The sequence below is a fragment of the Empedobacter sp. R750 genome (assembly GCF_030324345.1).
Classification (GTDB): Bacteria; Bacteroidota; Bacteroidia; order Flavobacteriales; family Weeksellaceae; genus Empedobacter; species Empedobacter falsenii_C.
In genome coordinates this window covers 1-16,186 of record NZ_JACAGF010000019.1, presented here as the reverse complement: position 1 = coordinate 16,186, position 16,186 = coordinate 1, and the positions used below count along the sequence as shown (strand labels likewise).

Below are 16,186 nucleotides of genomic sequence, written 5' to 3'. Positions count from 1 at the left end.
GTCATTCTTTCAGGATTGGGGGTTTTAAAGGCAAGGTTTTCGAGCAAAATACTACCCGAATGGGTGGAGATTTTGTGAGAAACCCGAAGGGCTTGACCTTGACGTAAAACGACCACTAACTAACTTTGCTATCTTTTTTGTGAATTTTGGTGTGTCTATTCCGGAAAGAACGCACTGGGGCAATATGCGCAGTGAAGAAAAGCAATCCAATATCAAAATAAGGTGACGAGGGATTGTAGCTGAACATCCGACAGGATGTTTTGCTACACCGAGCCAATTGGTGTGGGCTAATAAGCTATCAAGCAGCACAAAAGTGAGGGGTTACGAATTGCTTTGCAATGGAGTACCGAACGATGTGATGCGACTAGCGGTTTAGCGCAATACACAAATGTACCTTACTAAAAAACTTTTGCTTTTTCTGAACCTGTAACCGCTTTCTTGGGTGGCGGGGTGCGTGGAATAATTAGAAATTATGAATGATGAATTATTGGAAATGCGTTGTGGTAAATGGAATAGCGTTCGGCACTTATGATACACATCTATTCATTATCACTTTTTTGCTTGATCAAAAAAGTAATCAAAAAAATCAAGACTTAGATTTTCGTCGGTCAATCATCATCTCTCGCCACTAAAATGCTCGATCATTCGCTATCGCTCAGCGATCATTTTTACGCTGTGTTCAATGGATTGACACTCGTCTGCAAATCTCATGTCTTTTTAAGCGCAAAGCGCTAGGGGAAAAATTATGAATGATGAATTATTGTAAATGCGTTGTGGTAAATGGAATAGCGTTCGAGATTTAATTTGCTAATCGAGCATTTTTGTGTGTAACGAAAAGCCGTTCAAAAATGGGCTTGACTGAAAGGAAAGCTTATTTTAGGCTTGGTTTTGCGGAGTTGGGTGAATAAAGCGGAACGCAGTGAAATGAAAGTAAATTTTTTGCTTACTGAAATGTAACGAAGTGAAGCGAAATGAACCTAACGGAGTAAATCGTTGCATAAAAATGATTGTGGCAATACTGCTACTTCAACAAGGGCAAAAAACGACATGAGATGCGATTGGTTTCGGACAGGTAAAGGAAGGGGCTATTTTACATAATATGATTATAGTGGGCTTGTCCCCGAAGCCCGTCAGGCGACTATAATGCCATGTTATGTAACTTAGCTTTGGTAGGGCGGCTGGGTTCGAGTTGTGAGTTTTGAGTGATAAGTTTTGAGTTTTTTTGCTTTTGTTGGCAGATGAGTTTGATTGTAAAAAGTAAATGCAGTGATTGGGTATAAAAAAAGCCCCAAATAGTTTATCACTTTTTGGGGCATATCCGTTGAGTTTATTATGTAATAAGCAATGCTAGAATTAACCGCAGTAGCTTTTTTGTTGTTGCCTTATACACTTACCAACTTTGCAAATAGGCGTTTATATATTACTGACCATCAAATACTACTTGATGTCGTATTTTGGGTTTTGATAACCTATTATTTTAAATTAAGTGTCTTACTTTAAATTTTTTGAATTTTTTACCAAAACCTAACATGATTGCTTCATTGTTTTTGATAATTAATTCACCTTTACCTAAAGAAACAATCGCTTGTTTTATTTCTTGAAGTTCAGTTGCATTAGCACCGTATAAATCTTTTAAAACACCATCATTGATTGATTGTTGTTTCATTATTAAAGGATATTGAGCATTTGCATAAAAATCAAAATGTTTAGATTTGAAATGCTCCATATTTTGTGTAGCTAACACCACACTCATTCCTTTATTACGCCCAACAGCAATTAAATTTCGTAATGGCTTATTATCAAAATCAAGCATATAATGTGCCTCATCAATTATCGTAAAATGACGTAATTGAACTCTTTTACCATCATTAGCTTGTTGTGGTAGATTTTCATAAATTGAATTTAATTTCGAAATAATAAAATAAACAATTGCTTTACCTACAGGACCATCACTTGCATATTTATCCATTTTGACAATAAAGCTATTATTTATTAAATCGATATGATCTTCAGAGGAAAAAATATTAGCTCTTATCAATTGACTTAATACAGATTTAACGCTATCAACTTTTTCCTTATCATTCTTAGGCTGAAGCTCTGTATAACAATCAAGCATTAAATCAAACGTTATAGGCATACCCTTTGTATGCTTGTATGCGTTAATAATTGCTTCAGATAAACGATTACTCATGTTTGCACTAATTGTTGCTTTATCAATTGAACAAAGTGCATTAGCCATTTCTGTTGAATAAATATTTATCTCATTTTGATTTGCTTGAACAAAATTTTTAAACGGTGTAAAAGGTAATGGCTCAACAATTGGATCCAAAATAGCTTTTCGATCCACTGCAAAATGATTTAACCAATCGTTATTTGCAACATCAGAAAATTCTCCTTTATAATCAAAAAATAAAAAATTTACTGGGTAATTTGTTTCAACTGATAACGCTCTGATTTCATTCATTAAAACTGCCAATAAATTCGATTTACCTGATCCTGTTGTTCCTGCAATAAGTATTTGAGTATTCGTTATTGCAGTACTATTCATATCTAAATATGCAGGTATATCATCTGCATATTCTCCAATATTTAAATTTAAATGTGGAATTTCGTTAGCGTTTCCATTATTTGATTTTGTAAATGACAACCATTCTTCTAAATTATTACCTTGAATCAAATATTCAGCACCTTTCAAAATTTCAAAACATATTACTTTGCTCTTTTTACTATTATCTTCCCAATCAATATTTAAGTGATTATATCTTAAATGAATTAACGTATTGATTGTATTTGCTAGCCCATGAACTGTAAATAAAGTTGGTTGAATACTATTATTTGTCATAGTCAGCTTTAAGAAATCATCTGTTCTTTTGTAATTTTGTGAAAGACCTACAAGTAAAGCGATACGCATAAATTTTGCATTCCCTTTTACAGAAAAAGGGAAAACATCGAATTCATATTTACTTAAATTAACAATAGTTTCATATTTTAAGCGTAACTCATCCATTTTAGGTTGAACCGCTTCTGCTATTCTTAAGCCTGTTTGTAATGTTAACATATAATGGATTTGTTTAATTGTTAAAATAACCTTCGCTAATTGTCGTTAATTGCAATTCTTTATCTCTAATAAGTGTATATTTTTTAGAAATAAATTCTTCAATTTTCATTAAATCTTTATCGGTTCTAACTTCGCTATCTGTACTTAATAGGATCGTTTGATGTGAAAGTTTTGGAAAATAATTTTCTAACAATGAAGCTCTACTATCTTCATCTAAATATCCCATTACTGTATCGATCATTACTGGAGGATTATAATCTCCAAATTGATGTAATGCTTTTAATAAAACTTGAACTATAATTTGTTTAGAAGCAGCATTTAATTCCTCTAAATAAATTTCATTACCAGCTTTGTGATAAATTTTGAACGTTAAATCTGCTAAGTTTTCAGATAATTCAACACGACCTATTTGATTTTCATAGACAACAAGAGTAGAATTTAAATCTTCCAACATTGTCTGTTCAATCTGTTGTTTTTTAGCATTTAATAATGCTGTAGCAATTTGACCGAAAATAGGTTCAATTTTCTTACATAACTCTAATTTAGGATTAGGAACTTCATCATCGGGTATATCAAATCTGTTGATTTTAGTTTCTAATTTTTCAATTTCCGTTTTATAATTTTTAATTGATTCTTTAATCTCAGTTAATCTCGATTCATTGGATTCATAAGTTTGAATAATTGAATTATCGTCTGCTGTCAAATGACTTTTAGCTTCATCTAATTGAGCTCTTAATGTAGGCAACTGTAAAAACTCATTTTCTAAATTATCTTTTGATTGCATCAAAAAATTAAACGCATTAATTGATGTTAAATTTAACATCGCACCTATTGTTTCTAATTCTTCAGCTGACAAATAATTGTATGGATTAGCGTCGTCTTGATCTTGAGTTGAGGATTTTAAATAATAAACAAAACCATTAGAGAAATCATTTGCATCTAAATTTTTATATTCTTTAGTAAGAATAAAACTGTCTAATTTATCTGTAATAAAATCTAATTGAACTTTAGTAAAATGATTCGCATTATCAGATTCACTCTTCGAAATGATTAACTGTAATTCTTCACGAATACTATCAATTAACTTGGGTAAGAAAACTTGAATTTCGACATCATTGGTATATTTAGTAACATTCGCTAAATAAATTGCTTGTTTATCTTTTAGCTCTTCAATTTTCTTTTGAAGAAATTGAATACGTTCTTGGTATTCTTTCTGAAGATTTACACCTTGTTTAGCTTTACCATACAACTCTTTATTACTTATAGAATATCCCAATTTATTTTGATATTCTTCATTCAATTTTTTAATATTGTTTTCATAAGATTCTTTCGCATCAACTAAGGCTTTATACTCCTCACGTTCAGCTTCAATACCTATTGATTCTTCAATATATTTTTGCTTTACTTTACTCGTTGCGTTTAATAAATAAGTGTATTTATTAAAACCCATCACGTTTTCAATATTTTCTTTGATTACACGAGAAAGATAATCTTCTTTTAGAATATTACCAGACTCCATTGCATCAAAAAGAAAATACTTACTTAATTCTTTAGGAAGATTAGCCTTAATAATTTTATTTACTTCTGCCTCAGCAATAGCTTTTTGATTTATAGGTGTAGCTGATCCGTAAGTAAAAATTTCTCCATTAAAATTTAAACTCACGGATTCGACAGGCTTATTTTGTGTATTTAAAGCGTAAATACGCTTTATTTTATAAAAATATTCTTGATGTAATACCTTTCCTTTAAAATCAATTTCTAATTCTATCTTTAGATCATTGTTAAAAGGAACAGCAGCACTAATTAGTCTTTTAAAATGATCTTCATCTTTCACATCTAAACCATACAGTGCAGCATAAATCGCTTGAAATAAAGTTGTTTTACCACCTCCATTTTGACCACCAATTAATACAATAGGTTTGTCTGGTTTCACACTAAGATCTAAATCTAAATCTTTATAGGTTTTATAGTTTTTTGCAGCAATTCTAGTTATTAGCATAAGGTTTGTATTTACTTATTTTTTAATGCTTTTTCTATAATTTTTTGTATTGTAATCTCTTCAGTTTCTTGATTTTTCATTTTTATTTCATGATACTCCTTAAGAATTTCATCTTTAAACCAATCAAAATCAATATCGTTCGTCTCACAAATTTTTTTTATAATAGCCATGTCTTCTCTACGAATACCGTAGTGTATAAACATTGCGTCTAATCCTTTATCCATAGTTATTTAGCTAAGTGTTATTTAAATTATTTATACCTATATTCTAAATGTACGTTTTTTTTAATTTTTGTAACACGATATTTACACGTGTTACAATTCTGTAATTATTATAACATGAATGTTGAACATGTTACAATTTTGTAATTTTTGTAACATGAAAATTAAACGTGTTACAATTTTGTGTTTTTTATAACATGATAATTATACGAAGCTTAATCCTAATTATTTACAAATCTTTTAAATTATGAATTTGTGGCGCTTCATATAAAAATTCATATAACGCTTTATTGATATAAAAATTTTCTTTGCCTATTCTTTGTTTATGTACAAGATCTAAATCTATTAATTTATCTAAATGTCTAGAAGCTGTTTGTCGAGCTATATTCAAATCATCCACTAAAAATTCAATTTTAGTATAAGGATGTTTGAACAAATTGTTTATTAAATCTTGAGAATAAATTTTAGGTTCATTTTCCCTAATAATTACTTTATAATTTTGCATTAATTGTTTAATCCCTTTAATTATTGTGGTTGTCTGCATAGAAGTTTTTTCAATAGCTTCTAAGATAAACATAATCCAATCTTCCCACTCACCAGTATCTCTAGTCTGTTGTAGTAATTGATAATATTGCGCTTTATTTTGGTTGATATAACGGCTCAAATATAAAATAGGCAAGTTCAATAAATCTTCTTTTACTAAATATAGGATATTAATAATACGTCCAGTTCTTCCATTACCATCATAGAAAGGATGTATACTCTCAAATTGATGGTGAATAATTGCCATTTTAACCAAAGGATCTAAATCTGTTAAATCAGGAACATTAATAAATGCTTCAAGATTATTCATATGTTTCACAATATCTTGATGGTTTTGAGGAGGAGTATATATCACTTCACCAGTTTGATCATTTTTAAGTGTAGTTCCAGGAACTTTTCTAAAACCAGAGCGGTATTCTTCTAAAACACCTTGAATATCAATAATATTATTAGCAGTAAGAAGACCATGTTTTCTTACTAAGCTAAATCCATATTTAAGAGATGCAGCATAATTAAATACTTCTTTAGCCGCAGGACTAGCAAACTGTTTTGTTAACTCGTCACTACTAAATAATTCATCATGTGTGGTAATAATATTTTCAATAGCCGAACTATCCTTAGCTTCTTGTAAAGATAAAGTGTTAAGGATAATCTCTTGATTAGGAATTGTTTCTGAAACACCATTTAACTCAGCTAAAGCTTTATGAGCTAAAGCTAACTTTTTCAAGACCTTTTTAGATTCCACATCTTCATCTAAAGGTAAGTTAGGTATGCTATAATTATTCATCGATTAAAATCTTAAATCAGTAAACCCTGTAATTGATTCAATGTACTTATTTTCCTCTAAATCAAATTCAGAGTAATAGAACTTCCATACATCTGCCTGTTCTACCGGGATTAATACACCACCAAAATATTCGGTACCATTTTCATTCATCCAACGGCGTAATGCATTGTGTTTATTCGCATCTGCAATATCTGATTTCAGTGATTTGGTATCAAATAATCCGATACGGCCATCTTTTGTTCGAATAATAAAATCTACAAAAAACAAACGTTTTACGCCTGCTATATCTGTATAATCGACTGCAAAATGTTCACGCCCACTATCACCATTCTTGTACCAATACTCAATTTTATCTTCATTCTGAATTAGGAAGTCTTTGAATAACTTTTCAGGATTTGAAGCTCCATTTAATTCATAGAAAGGTGCTAAAGCATGAGAAGAAATTTCTTCTCTTGTATGTTTTTCTGAATAAAAACGTTCTTTTGGAATTGACCAATCTGAATATTCTACACGACGATTCACTACTTCTTGTTCGTGTTGGTATTTATTAAATTCTTCTAATGCCACACGGATATCATCCAGTATCAATGCTTTATTATTTGGGAATAAATAAATTTTTCGCGCATCAAATTCAAAAGCTTGTAAATAATACTCTGCAAAATTGATTAACGTTTCACGCATTTTACGCCATGATTTTTCTTTAATTAATAAAGTAATACTATCGTAGCAGAAACGATCAAAATATTGTCTAAACTCTTCGCTTGTAATGGCAAAATCTTTTGAGTTTTGTGAATTGATTGCAATTGCATTCACTTGATACGGATCTACCTTTATATCAGTTGGTATAGTAATTTGGTGCGAACTTATATCAAATTCCCATCCCTTTTCACGCATCAAATTTGTATTCTTTTCTTTTAAAGCAATAACATCTGCATCATCACTTTCACGAGGTGTGAATAAATCCAACTCAGGTAATTGTTTTACCCCATACTTTGCCTCCATGATATTAAAGAAAATGGTTTGAAAAGCAGAAGTTAACGTAGCCGACGTTTTACGGTCATTAATCATCTGAGCTGTTTTCAAATTGGTATATACCCAACCTTTATCATCTTGTCTTGTGGCTAATAATTTATCAAAATAATCAGCATCTGAAGGCACAAATTTTATTTGATTGGTTTGGATGTTGGTGTACACATAGCCATGGTTTAAATCATCGTTTGTGTAATGCTTACGATGTGGCATACGCAAAATACGACCGACTGTTTGAATCCCAAAATCAGGTGATTGAACATTTCGGTAACTTACTAAAATAGCAGCACGAGGACAGTCCCAACCTTGAGCAATAGCTTGCTTAAAGATTAAAACATCTTGTAAACCATTCATTTCTTCTAAACCGTCTTTGTCTTTTTCGCCAGATAACCAGATGGCTAAACGACCGTTAGCTGTAGAAATGTTGTATTCCATGTTTAACAATCCTTCTATCACTTCACGGATTGTCTTATCCTCATCTGATAAGGTTGATTTATCTGAAGGCAATTGAATTAGGATTAAAGGGTTAACAACACCTTCACCTAACTCTTCGTTATATAATTTTTGTAACTCTGCTTTTTTCTCAAAAGCTTTACGTAATAAATGAATGTGAACATTTTCACCATTCTGTTCGTCAGGATTTAATCCAATGTTTAATCGAACCGATTTTTTAATTAATTCTTGTTCTATTACTTCTTTGCGTGGTACATTTACAAAAAAATCTCCAGCCTTAAGTGTTTGTTCATCTTTTGGCGTAGCTGTAATTAAAATTTCTACATCTGCTGCAATTAGTTCACGTACTGCTTTTGCTTGAGCACCAGTGAATGCACTTAAATGAGCTTCGTCAATAATTAATAAAATTTTTGTATCGTTTTGTCGTGTATTTTCTATTAAGGATTCTAAATTTGTATTGGATTCATTTTCTTTACGCCATATATTTTTATCTGAACTTAAACTGCTCCAATTGGCGAACAACAAATCACCAGGATTGAGAACCGGATTTGCAGAAAGCTCGTTCAGATTTAAACAATTTAAGCGTCTTTGTTCTTCGTACAATTGATTTAAAGAATCATAACTTTGTACGTGTAACGTATTTGGTGCAAACCATATAAACGCCATACTGTTATCTAAACCAGGGTGTAAATGTGCTTGGTCTACAATACGTTCTAATAAAGCAGCAGCCATTACCGTTTTACCTGCTCCTGTAGGGGCTTTTAATAATACAGGTGTTTGTGGCGTAGCAATTTCTAAGGCTTCTATTACATGATTTTGTAATGCATTTACTGCTTTTTCTTGAAAATCTAATAAAGTGTACATGAATTAAGCTTCTTGGTTAGTAGTTGATGAAACAGCCTCTTTTTTGTCTAATTTTAAGGTACAGAATGTTGCACGATAGGCATTGTAAATACTATCTGGCAAAGGAACCGCAGTGATTTTATCGGCAACTCTGTAAAAGTCATCTTCTATGATTTCTTTTTCAGGACTAAACGCATATACTTTTACTTTTTCAGACGTTTCTAAACCACTAATAACGTTTGATAATTGCTCGATCACTTCCTCTTGGTTGCGGGTATGGTAAACCACTACCATGTATTTACCTAACCCATTAGAGAATATTTTGGCTTGTTTCTCATTGATACCAAAATCTTTGGTTTTGTCGATGAAACAATTTTCTTTGATGCATAACAATTCGGTAGAACGAGCTGTTAGTAAACGACGATTCATTTCGGTACGTTCACTCGGTACAAAATCGGCTTGGTAATAACGCAGATTATTATTTGTTAAACCTTCTACCTGCTCTCCTTTGGCGTTGATATAGCCTTGGATGACACGTTTGTTACGTTCGTAGGTTACTTCTTCTGCAATTTTATTCTCGTTATTGGTTACTAAAATGCATTGGCGATTTCCACCATCTTCAGCATTTAACTCCATTGTTGCGTGCAGTGTTGTTCCTGAACCAGCAAAGAAGTCTAGGATAATTGAGTTATTATCTTTCAATCCTAAAAAGTATTTTATCATATCAATATTTTTAGGATTATTGAAGATTATATCATAACCCAAAATAGAATTCAATATTTCAGACCCATTATTTGTTGAGTACTGAATAATACTTCTTGAATTTGATATTTTATTCTCTGAAAAATAAAATTTTGAATCTCTCTCTTCAACATATTTTTCATCGACGTATTCAATTTTTTTTACTTGATATCTATTATTAGATCCAGTTACGATTAAACATTTTTTTTCTGAATTTATCTTATCTAATGACCATGTCCAAACACCTAATTCACCTCTAACTTTAGGCGGTCTAATAGGTACATAACCCTTACTAATTAAATTATCATCATCTATATATATATCTTCTAATTCAATATTTTTTTTTATCAAATCAATATTATAATCACATACAGCTATTTTATCTTTTGTTATAGGATTGTAATAAATCGTATTACCTAAATTTTTACGTTTAATTAGAGTCCCCCCATCTCCTCTAGTTGTTATTGAGTCTTTAATTTTAAAATATCCATATTCATTTTTAAAGACTTCACTTCTATTTAATTCTACTTGTTTTAAAATTACTGTATCAGAATTTAAACTATTCTTATAAACGTGAATATATTCATGATTTTTTTGAATATTTTTTGAATCATTTTTAGCATTTTGTTTATCTTGAATAATACTTCCTAAAAAATTATTTGAACCCAAAATTTCATCACATAATAATTTCAATTGCGCTTGTTCATTATCATCAATTGAAATAAAAATCACACCCTTTTCAGATAATAATTTCTTTGCTAAACGTAAACGTTTATCCATAAACGATAACCATTTGCTGTGGCGGTAGGTATCTTCTTTGTCTACGTAAGCATCGTTGTAAATAAAGTCTTTGTTTCCTGTATTGTAAGGTGGATCGATATAGATGACATCTACTTTCCCTTCGTGTGTATATGAAAGAGCAGTTAATGCATGTAAGTTATCGCCTTCTATTAAGATATGGTTGGGTGCATTTTCTTCATCAGAAATGATTGCACGTTCTTTTACCTCTTTAAAAACAGGTAACATGCTACGCAATTGCTCTTCTACATCTTCTGGTTTGTCTTCCCATACTAAACCGTATTTCTTTTTGGTGTTAACCAATTCAATTAAATACGCTTTTTCGTCGTTGGATATATCTGTTAAATCTTTGATTTTCTTTATTAAGTCTTGTTTATTCATGCTGTATGGATAAGTTTTTAAAGATAACAAAAAGTAAGTGTAAAGTCAATTCGTTTACTATACTGTATAAAAGTAAATAATTTAAAGAATTAAAAAGAAATAAAGTGAGAATATAATGTAAAAATGAGCATGATGCATTTACTTGGCTGCCTTATACTATAACTTGAAGAAATACCTGAAAATCTATTTATAAGAAATCGAAATTATCAGTTAAAAACTTAACCTAATTGAATGTAAATAATACTGTATTTATACAATTTATATTTTAATAAAAAACCTCGCTTAAAAAGTTTAAACGAGGTTAAATTAAACTTTCACGAATAGTTTATAATAAATATATTTTATTGTATCATTATATAGATAGCTGATATATAAATTCAAAAATTATTTTGATTTTAATTTTTCAACACTTTCAACTATATCATACTCTTTTTTATGAATTTTCTTACTTGATAAATCAATTTTTACAGTCTCAAGAAATTCTTTAAAATCATTATTCATAGAAAGTTTATTAATGGTTTCAAAATCTAAATCTTGCTTATATTTTGCATGAATGATAATTTCAGATGAGTCTGGATCTTCGATATTTAATTCAATAACTCCAATACCAAATGAAGTTGCCAAGCGTGATAATTCTTCCATAAAATCATCATTTTCTGATATTCTTGCAGCTACTAAATATGATTCATTAGCCCAAGACGAATTTGACACACATTGAAAGAAACTTTCTCTTAAATTTGAGAATGAAAGTTCACGTTTCAATTCGAAGGAGTATATAACAATACCTCGAACACCAATGGAATTACTAAAGTCGTAAACTTCCTTTTTCCAATCATCCATTCTAAAGTAACAACCAACCATATCAGGATGTACCCATTCACCAAATTCTTTTTTACTAGATATACTATGATTGATTGTTTTTGTATAACAGTTTAAATGATAATAAGCAAAATATGATAAATACTTATGTAAATCTTTTTCAAGAAAATTAAATTTTTTCTTTTTGTCATCTATAATATCTTCTGGTAAAGTGTAATCTTCTAAGTTTATTGTTGAAACCATCGATTTTAAATAAAACTTTTTGGGTCTTGAATCAGTTTTTCCAAATTTTGTTTTTTTATCATCTTTCGAGTTCACATATATTTGAGCTCCTAATGTAGCCCAAGGTGTTTTACCTTCTGAATTGAGTTGTTTATCGTATCCTTTTTGGGTTCCAATGTTCCAAATTTCAATGGCAGTGAGCGGCTTTTTTTCTTCTTTCAGAACTCTTTCGGCTAATTCTAAGAATGTCATATATGTAAGTGTTTTTTTTTAAATAGATCTTTATTAACGAATATAAAAATAATATTAATATGCAATATTGAATTAAAGACAAATAATATAGAATATTAAAACCCTGCGTAAGTAACGTAAGTAAAAATGAGCAAAAACATTTTTTTGTTTTTTTGTGTTTATGAAAAACTGTTTTAAACGAAGAATAGAATGCAAAAAGGAGAACCATTGGTTCTCCTTTACTTTGATTATAGCTTATGTTGCCAGTATTTTAATTTGATGATTTTACAATTTTCTTTTTTGGTAAAAATAGCTTACGCATCTTACTCACTATAAATTGATGTAAAATAATGTAATCCAATGAATATTTACTGTATGATTATACAACACTGCGTAAGTATATTTTACTCTATTATTTTTGATTCTTGTTGTACTTGTTCATAATCTTTTTCTTTTACTGCATACACATAATTTCTATTCTTCACGATGCGAAGAAAGCCTAATTTCTTCAACGCTTTTCCTAATTGGATGACGGTTGAATTGTTGATGTTGATATTCCCAAAATAAGCTAACCTTGTAGCAATTTGTGTGGTGTTGAGAAAAGCTGTTGCAGTTTCTTTATCTGCTTTCTCAAACCACGTTAGTAGCAATTCTTCTTCTGGGGATTTGATTTGGTATTGCTCGTTGTTTTGGTTGATATTTTTAATTTCTTCGTTGTTGAACCAATACCTGAATCCTTCATCAATTAGATGTAATGCTTGTTTATAGCAATTATCTAAATTTACGTTGTGATGGTATTCGATGTGTTCAACTTCAAAACATAGGAAACGACGAGAACCCGTAGTATCATTTAAAAATTGGGCTGTATTTACCGAACCTGCAAATGATGCTCTACGTGGTAAGGTTTCATTATTATGTCCGTATGCTTTTCTCATTCTGATATGGGATTTGGTAATGATTTCTTTTAAGGAGCCAATTTCTGTTTTGTTTAAGTTTTCTAATTCGTCCAAGTTGATTAACATACATTCTGCCAAATGAATTAATGTGTCTTTGTTGTTCGGATTAATTGTGCCTGAAAACAAATAATCCTTTAATGGTTTTGGTACTAACTTTTCCATCCAAGTAGTTTTACCTATTCCTTGTTTTCCACTGAACACAATAACTGTTTGATTGACAACTTTTTCGTTTGTTACACAAGCTACCATTGCCACAAACCATTTTTTGAAACACTCTAACCATAATTCTTGATTGGTTGTTGTGATGGTATTGGCTAATTCGGTGATGTAATCGACTTCTTGATTTATCTCTGGCAACGTCGAAAAATAATCTTTGAATGGATCAAATTGTTCGACATAATCGGACATCAACAAATAACGTAATCCTTGGATGCTGCATTTTACTTTGGCTTTAAGTACTTCTCTAAGAATTGAGTTTTCTACAAAATCGGTAATTGGTTTATACATTTGGTTACGAACCTTCTTATATTCCAACTTTCCTGTTACGATGTTGTACCTAAAGTTGTACCTTTTATTCAGGAACATTTCCAATCGTTCTATGGCAGCAGGTTTTTCTTCGTCGTCATCGATTTCTTCCTCGTTTGTTGAACTACTTTTCGGATTTGTCTTTTCCTTTGTTTTCGGTGTTTTATACTCCTTATCAGTACCAAATTCGTGTGTATTGTTGTACGCACTTTTTACTGCATTCATTACTTCGATTTCGTTGTAGTTGTAATCGGATAAAATGAAGCCTAATGCTTCTGCATACCTGATTCCTTTTCGGTTTAGGTTACACGCTAATTGATGTACAAAGTTATTTCTGTTTCCTTCAACGTAATCCATTTTCTGTTTTGTGAATCGGACGCAATGTTCAATGAGCGTATTCGTATCTGGTGTAAATGGGGTTTGATACGTTTCTGTAAAACTATTCTGTGTATGGTTTCGATGTGTTTCATTTAAGCTATGATTATTATTTATTTGGTGAGATCCTGAAACAAGTTCAGGATAACAATAAAAAATTTCAGCGTTTGGGTTGAAATAGATTTCTGGATCAAAGGAGTAAAAACATAAACGTGTAATGTCTTTTCCGGATTTATCGATTTCTATTTCTAACTCTTTTTCGTAAAATTCTTTGATAATGTTGTACGTGTTTTTGTGTTCGTCTTGATTGGTTGAAACCTTGATGAATAGCTTTAATCCGTTGTTTGATGGACTGATAAATGCCATAAATGTTGTACTTAATTCAATGGCTTTTTGTTTGATTTCTGCTAACTTATTTTTCTCTACTTTATCAATATCCAGTACAATGACTTGGTTGTAATGTTGGAGGTAGTCTAATTTTCTACCTCCTTTGAATGTTGCACTTGGTGTAAAAGCTAGTAATGATTTCTTTGCTTTTTCGTATGGTTCCATTTTTCCTTGTTCTAAGGATTTTCTTAAATACAAAATTTGACTTTTGTATGTTCCTTCTTTGATTTCTGTTACGATTTGCTCAATTGGAACAGTGTTGATGACTTCGTTGAAGTTTTGGAATAGGGTGAATTTCATATTTTGTTGTATTATGTATTATGTAAAAAGTAAAATGAATTGTTCTTTACTTTCATTTTTGTCTTGACACAAAAACGAAACAAAAAAGTCAAGGCTATAAATCCGTTTAGGCTAAAAATCCTTTTCACTTCGGGAATGAATTAAATCATTCCCGATGGTCGGTAATTCCTTCTAATCCTTCGTAAAGATGATTTTCTTAACGCCAACGATTTAGATGCCATTTCTTCGTTTCACTCTTAGCGTTTGTTAGTGAATGATTTGTTGTAATGTTCGTTCAATAACTTTTCGACATCAGACATTTTGTAGTAGATTTTGTTGCCTACTTGACAGAATGAAACCTTTCCTTCATCTCTCCACGTTTGAGCTGTACGTTTTGAAATTTTCATTAGCATTAGAAACTCTTGGTTATCCATAAATGTTTCTTGTTTAGCTGCTAATGCTTTGTTTAATTTTTTAGTGATTTCCTCTAATTGGAATACGATCGCATCGTATTGTTCCTTTGTTAAAATGATTGCTTCCATTTTCTGAATTGTTTAAGATTATGGAACAAATGAAGTATAGAAAAAAAAGTCGCCAGGTCTTAAGTTGGTCTTATAAGACCAAAATAATTTTGAAACTAACTGTTTATCTATGATTGGTTGAAGACTTGCTATTTTTTGAATAAGACCTTTTTGAGCAAAAAAAATCCTAACTGAGTAAGTTAGGATTGAATGCTTTAAAGCAATTTATCTATATCTATTCGCTTATTTATGTTTGGTCGTTTATCTTCTCGTGATGGAGTTAAAATTGTTCGAACGGTTTTTAGGCTTAATTCGTTTCCATCTTTATCAACAAAATTGGACACAATTACTTTTGCGATATCATTGAGATTTCCATCTAAAAATGGTTTTCCATCTACAAAAAGTTCTCTAGACATTTGATAAAATATATCAACCAGTTGATTTACGTTTCCATTGAATTGTAATTTGTTGTAATTGCATTTTTCTTCTTTAACTACTTGTAATTCTTCCTGTAATCTTCTGATGTGTTGTAAATGTTCAATTTTCTTGTTGCATTGCTCTGAATATTCTGGAAGCTTTGGATTGATAAAATGAATGTTAGCTTGTTCGTATTCGTATTTCTCATTGGTTAAGAAAAAGATTTGATCGCAATAATCTTCCATCTGTTCCAAATTTTTCTGCGTTTTATAAAAAGAAAAATATCGTTCTTCTGAATCTGCATTGATGTATCTCGGTGCAGGTCTTTCTTCGTCTTTAATCTCTATTGGTTTATATAAACCTAATCGAATTATTTCTGTTGAAGTATAAATTTTCATTAAACGAGTTTTATTTCTTCCTTTTTCAAACAGAAATTCATTTACTGAAACTAACTTTTCAAACTTATTAATCCAATGTAGCTTATCTTTTGCATATAAAAGTTGATGTTTGATAAAATCAGCAATTTCCTTTAGATTTGAAAATCTTAAATTGTAGTATAAAAAGAAGAGAAAAGAGTTTGAGTACACTATAACGAGTTCAG

General features: G+C 30.6%; 10 protein-coding genes. All 10 read right to left on the bottom strand.

Annotated elements, in window-relative coordinates; translation table 11 throughout:
- Positions 1-1,477 precede the first annotated feature (1,477 nt).
- Positions 1,478-3,058, bottom strand: coding sequence for an ATP-binding protein (locus HXZ74_RS15085; RefSeq protein WP_286476183.1), 1,581 nt, complete (start codon positions 3,056-3,058; stop codon positions 1,478-1,480).
- Positions 3,059-3,071: 13 nt separating this feature from the next.
- Entirely contained in the window at positions 3,072-5,057 is a 1,986-nt protein-coding gene (locus HXZ74_RS15080) for an AAA family ATPase (RefSeq protein WP_286476181.1), read from the bottom strand.
- An 11-nt stretch (positions 5,058-5,068) separates the two neighbouring features.
- Entirely contained in the window at positions 5,069-5,281 is a 213-nt protein-coding gene (locus tag HXZ74_RS15075) for a DNA modification system-associated small protein (protein WP_286476178.1), read from the bottom strand.
- Positions 5,282-5,507: 226 nt separating this feature from the next.
- Positions 5,508-6,608 carry a Fic family protein gene (locus HXZ74_RS15070; protein WP_286476177.1) on the bottom strand — a complete coding sequence of 367 codons (1,101 nt, stop codon included), beginning with the start codon at positions 6,606-6,608 and terminating at the stop codon, positions 5,508-5,510.
- Between the two features lie 3 nt (positions 6,609-6,611).
- Complete coding sequence (locus HXZ74_RS15065; protein ID WP_286476175.1) at positions 6,612-8,954, bottom strand: DEAD/DEAH box helicase; 2,343 nt, start codon at positions 8,952-8,954, stop codon at positions 6,612-6,614.
- A 3-nt stretch (positions 8,955-8,957) separates the two neighbouring features.
- Positions 8,958-10,853 (bottom strand): site-specific DNA-methyltransferase, encoded by a 1,896-nt coding sequence (locus HXZ74_RS15060; RefSeq protein ID WP_286476173.1) that lies wholly within the window; start codon positions 10,851-10,853, stop codon positions 8,958-8,960.
- 384 nt (positions 10,854-11,237) lie between these two features.
- Positions 11,238-12,146, bottom strand: a complete 909-nt coding sequence (locus tag HXZ74_RS15055; protein ID WP_286476170.1) for a COG2958 family protein — start codon at positions 12,144-12,146, stop codon at positions 11,238-11,240.
- A 383-nt stretch (positions 12,147-12,529) separates the two neighbouring features.
- On the bottom strand, positions 12,530-14,668 hold the full coding sequence (locus HXZ74_RS15050; RefSeq protein ID WP_286476168.1) for a VapE domain-containing protein: 2,139 nt from the start codon (positions 14,666-14,668) through the stop codon (positions 12,530-12,532).
- Positions 14,669-14,904: 236 nt separating this feature from the next.
- Positions 14,905-15,189, bottom strand: coding sequence for a helix-turn-helix domain-containing protein (locus tag HXZ74_RS15045; RefSeq protein ID WP_230475676.1), 285 nt, complete (start codon positions 15,187-15,189; stop codon positions 14,905-14,907).
- Between the two features lie 194 nt (positions 15,190-15,383).
- Positions 15,384-16,186, bottom strand: an 803-nt coding sequence (locus HXZ74_RS15040; protein ID WP_286476166.1) for a hypothetical protein, incomplete at its 5' end; no start/stop codon positions are given.

Coding starts and splice junctions, on each gene's coding strand:
- HXZ74_RS15085 (WP_286476183.1), bottom strand. CDS start 3,058: ATGTTAACATTACAAACAGGCTTAAGAATAGCAGAAGCGGTTCAACCT.
- HXZ74_RS15080 (WP_286476181.1), bottom strand. CDS start 5,057: ATGCTAATAACTAGAATTGCTGCAAAAAACTATAAAACCTATAAAGAT.
- HXZ74_RS15075 (WP_286476178.1), bottom strand. CDS start 5,281: ATGGATAAAGGATTAGACGCAATGTTTATACACTACGGTATTCGTAGA.
- HXZ74_RS15070 (WP_286476177.1), bottom strand. CDS start 6,608: ATGAATAATTATAGCATACCTAACTTACCTTTAGATGAAGATGTGGAA.
- HXZ74_RS15065 (WP_286476175.1), bottom strand. CDS start 8,954: ATGTACACTTTATTAGATTTTCAAGAAAAAGCAGTAAATGCATTACAA.
- HXZ74_RS15060 (WP_286476173.1), bottom strand. CDS start 10,853: ATGAATAAACAAGACTTAATAAAGAAAATCAAAGATTTAACAGATATA.
- HXZ74_RS15055 (WP_286476170.1), bottom strand. CDS start 12,146: ATGACATTCTTAGAATTAGCCGAAAGAGTTCTGAAAGAAGAAAAAAAG.
- HXZ74_RS15050 (WP_286476168.1), bottom strand. CDS start 14,668: ATGAAATTCACCCTATTCCAAAACTTCAACGAAGTCATCAACACTGTT.
- HXZ74_RS15045 (WP_230475676.1), bottom strand. CDS start 15,189: ATGGAAGCAATCATTTTAACAAAGGAACAATACGATGCGATCGTATTC.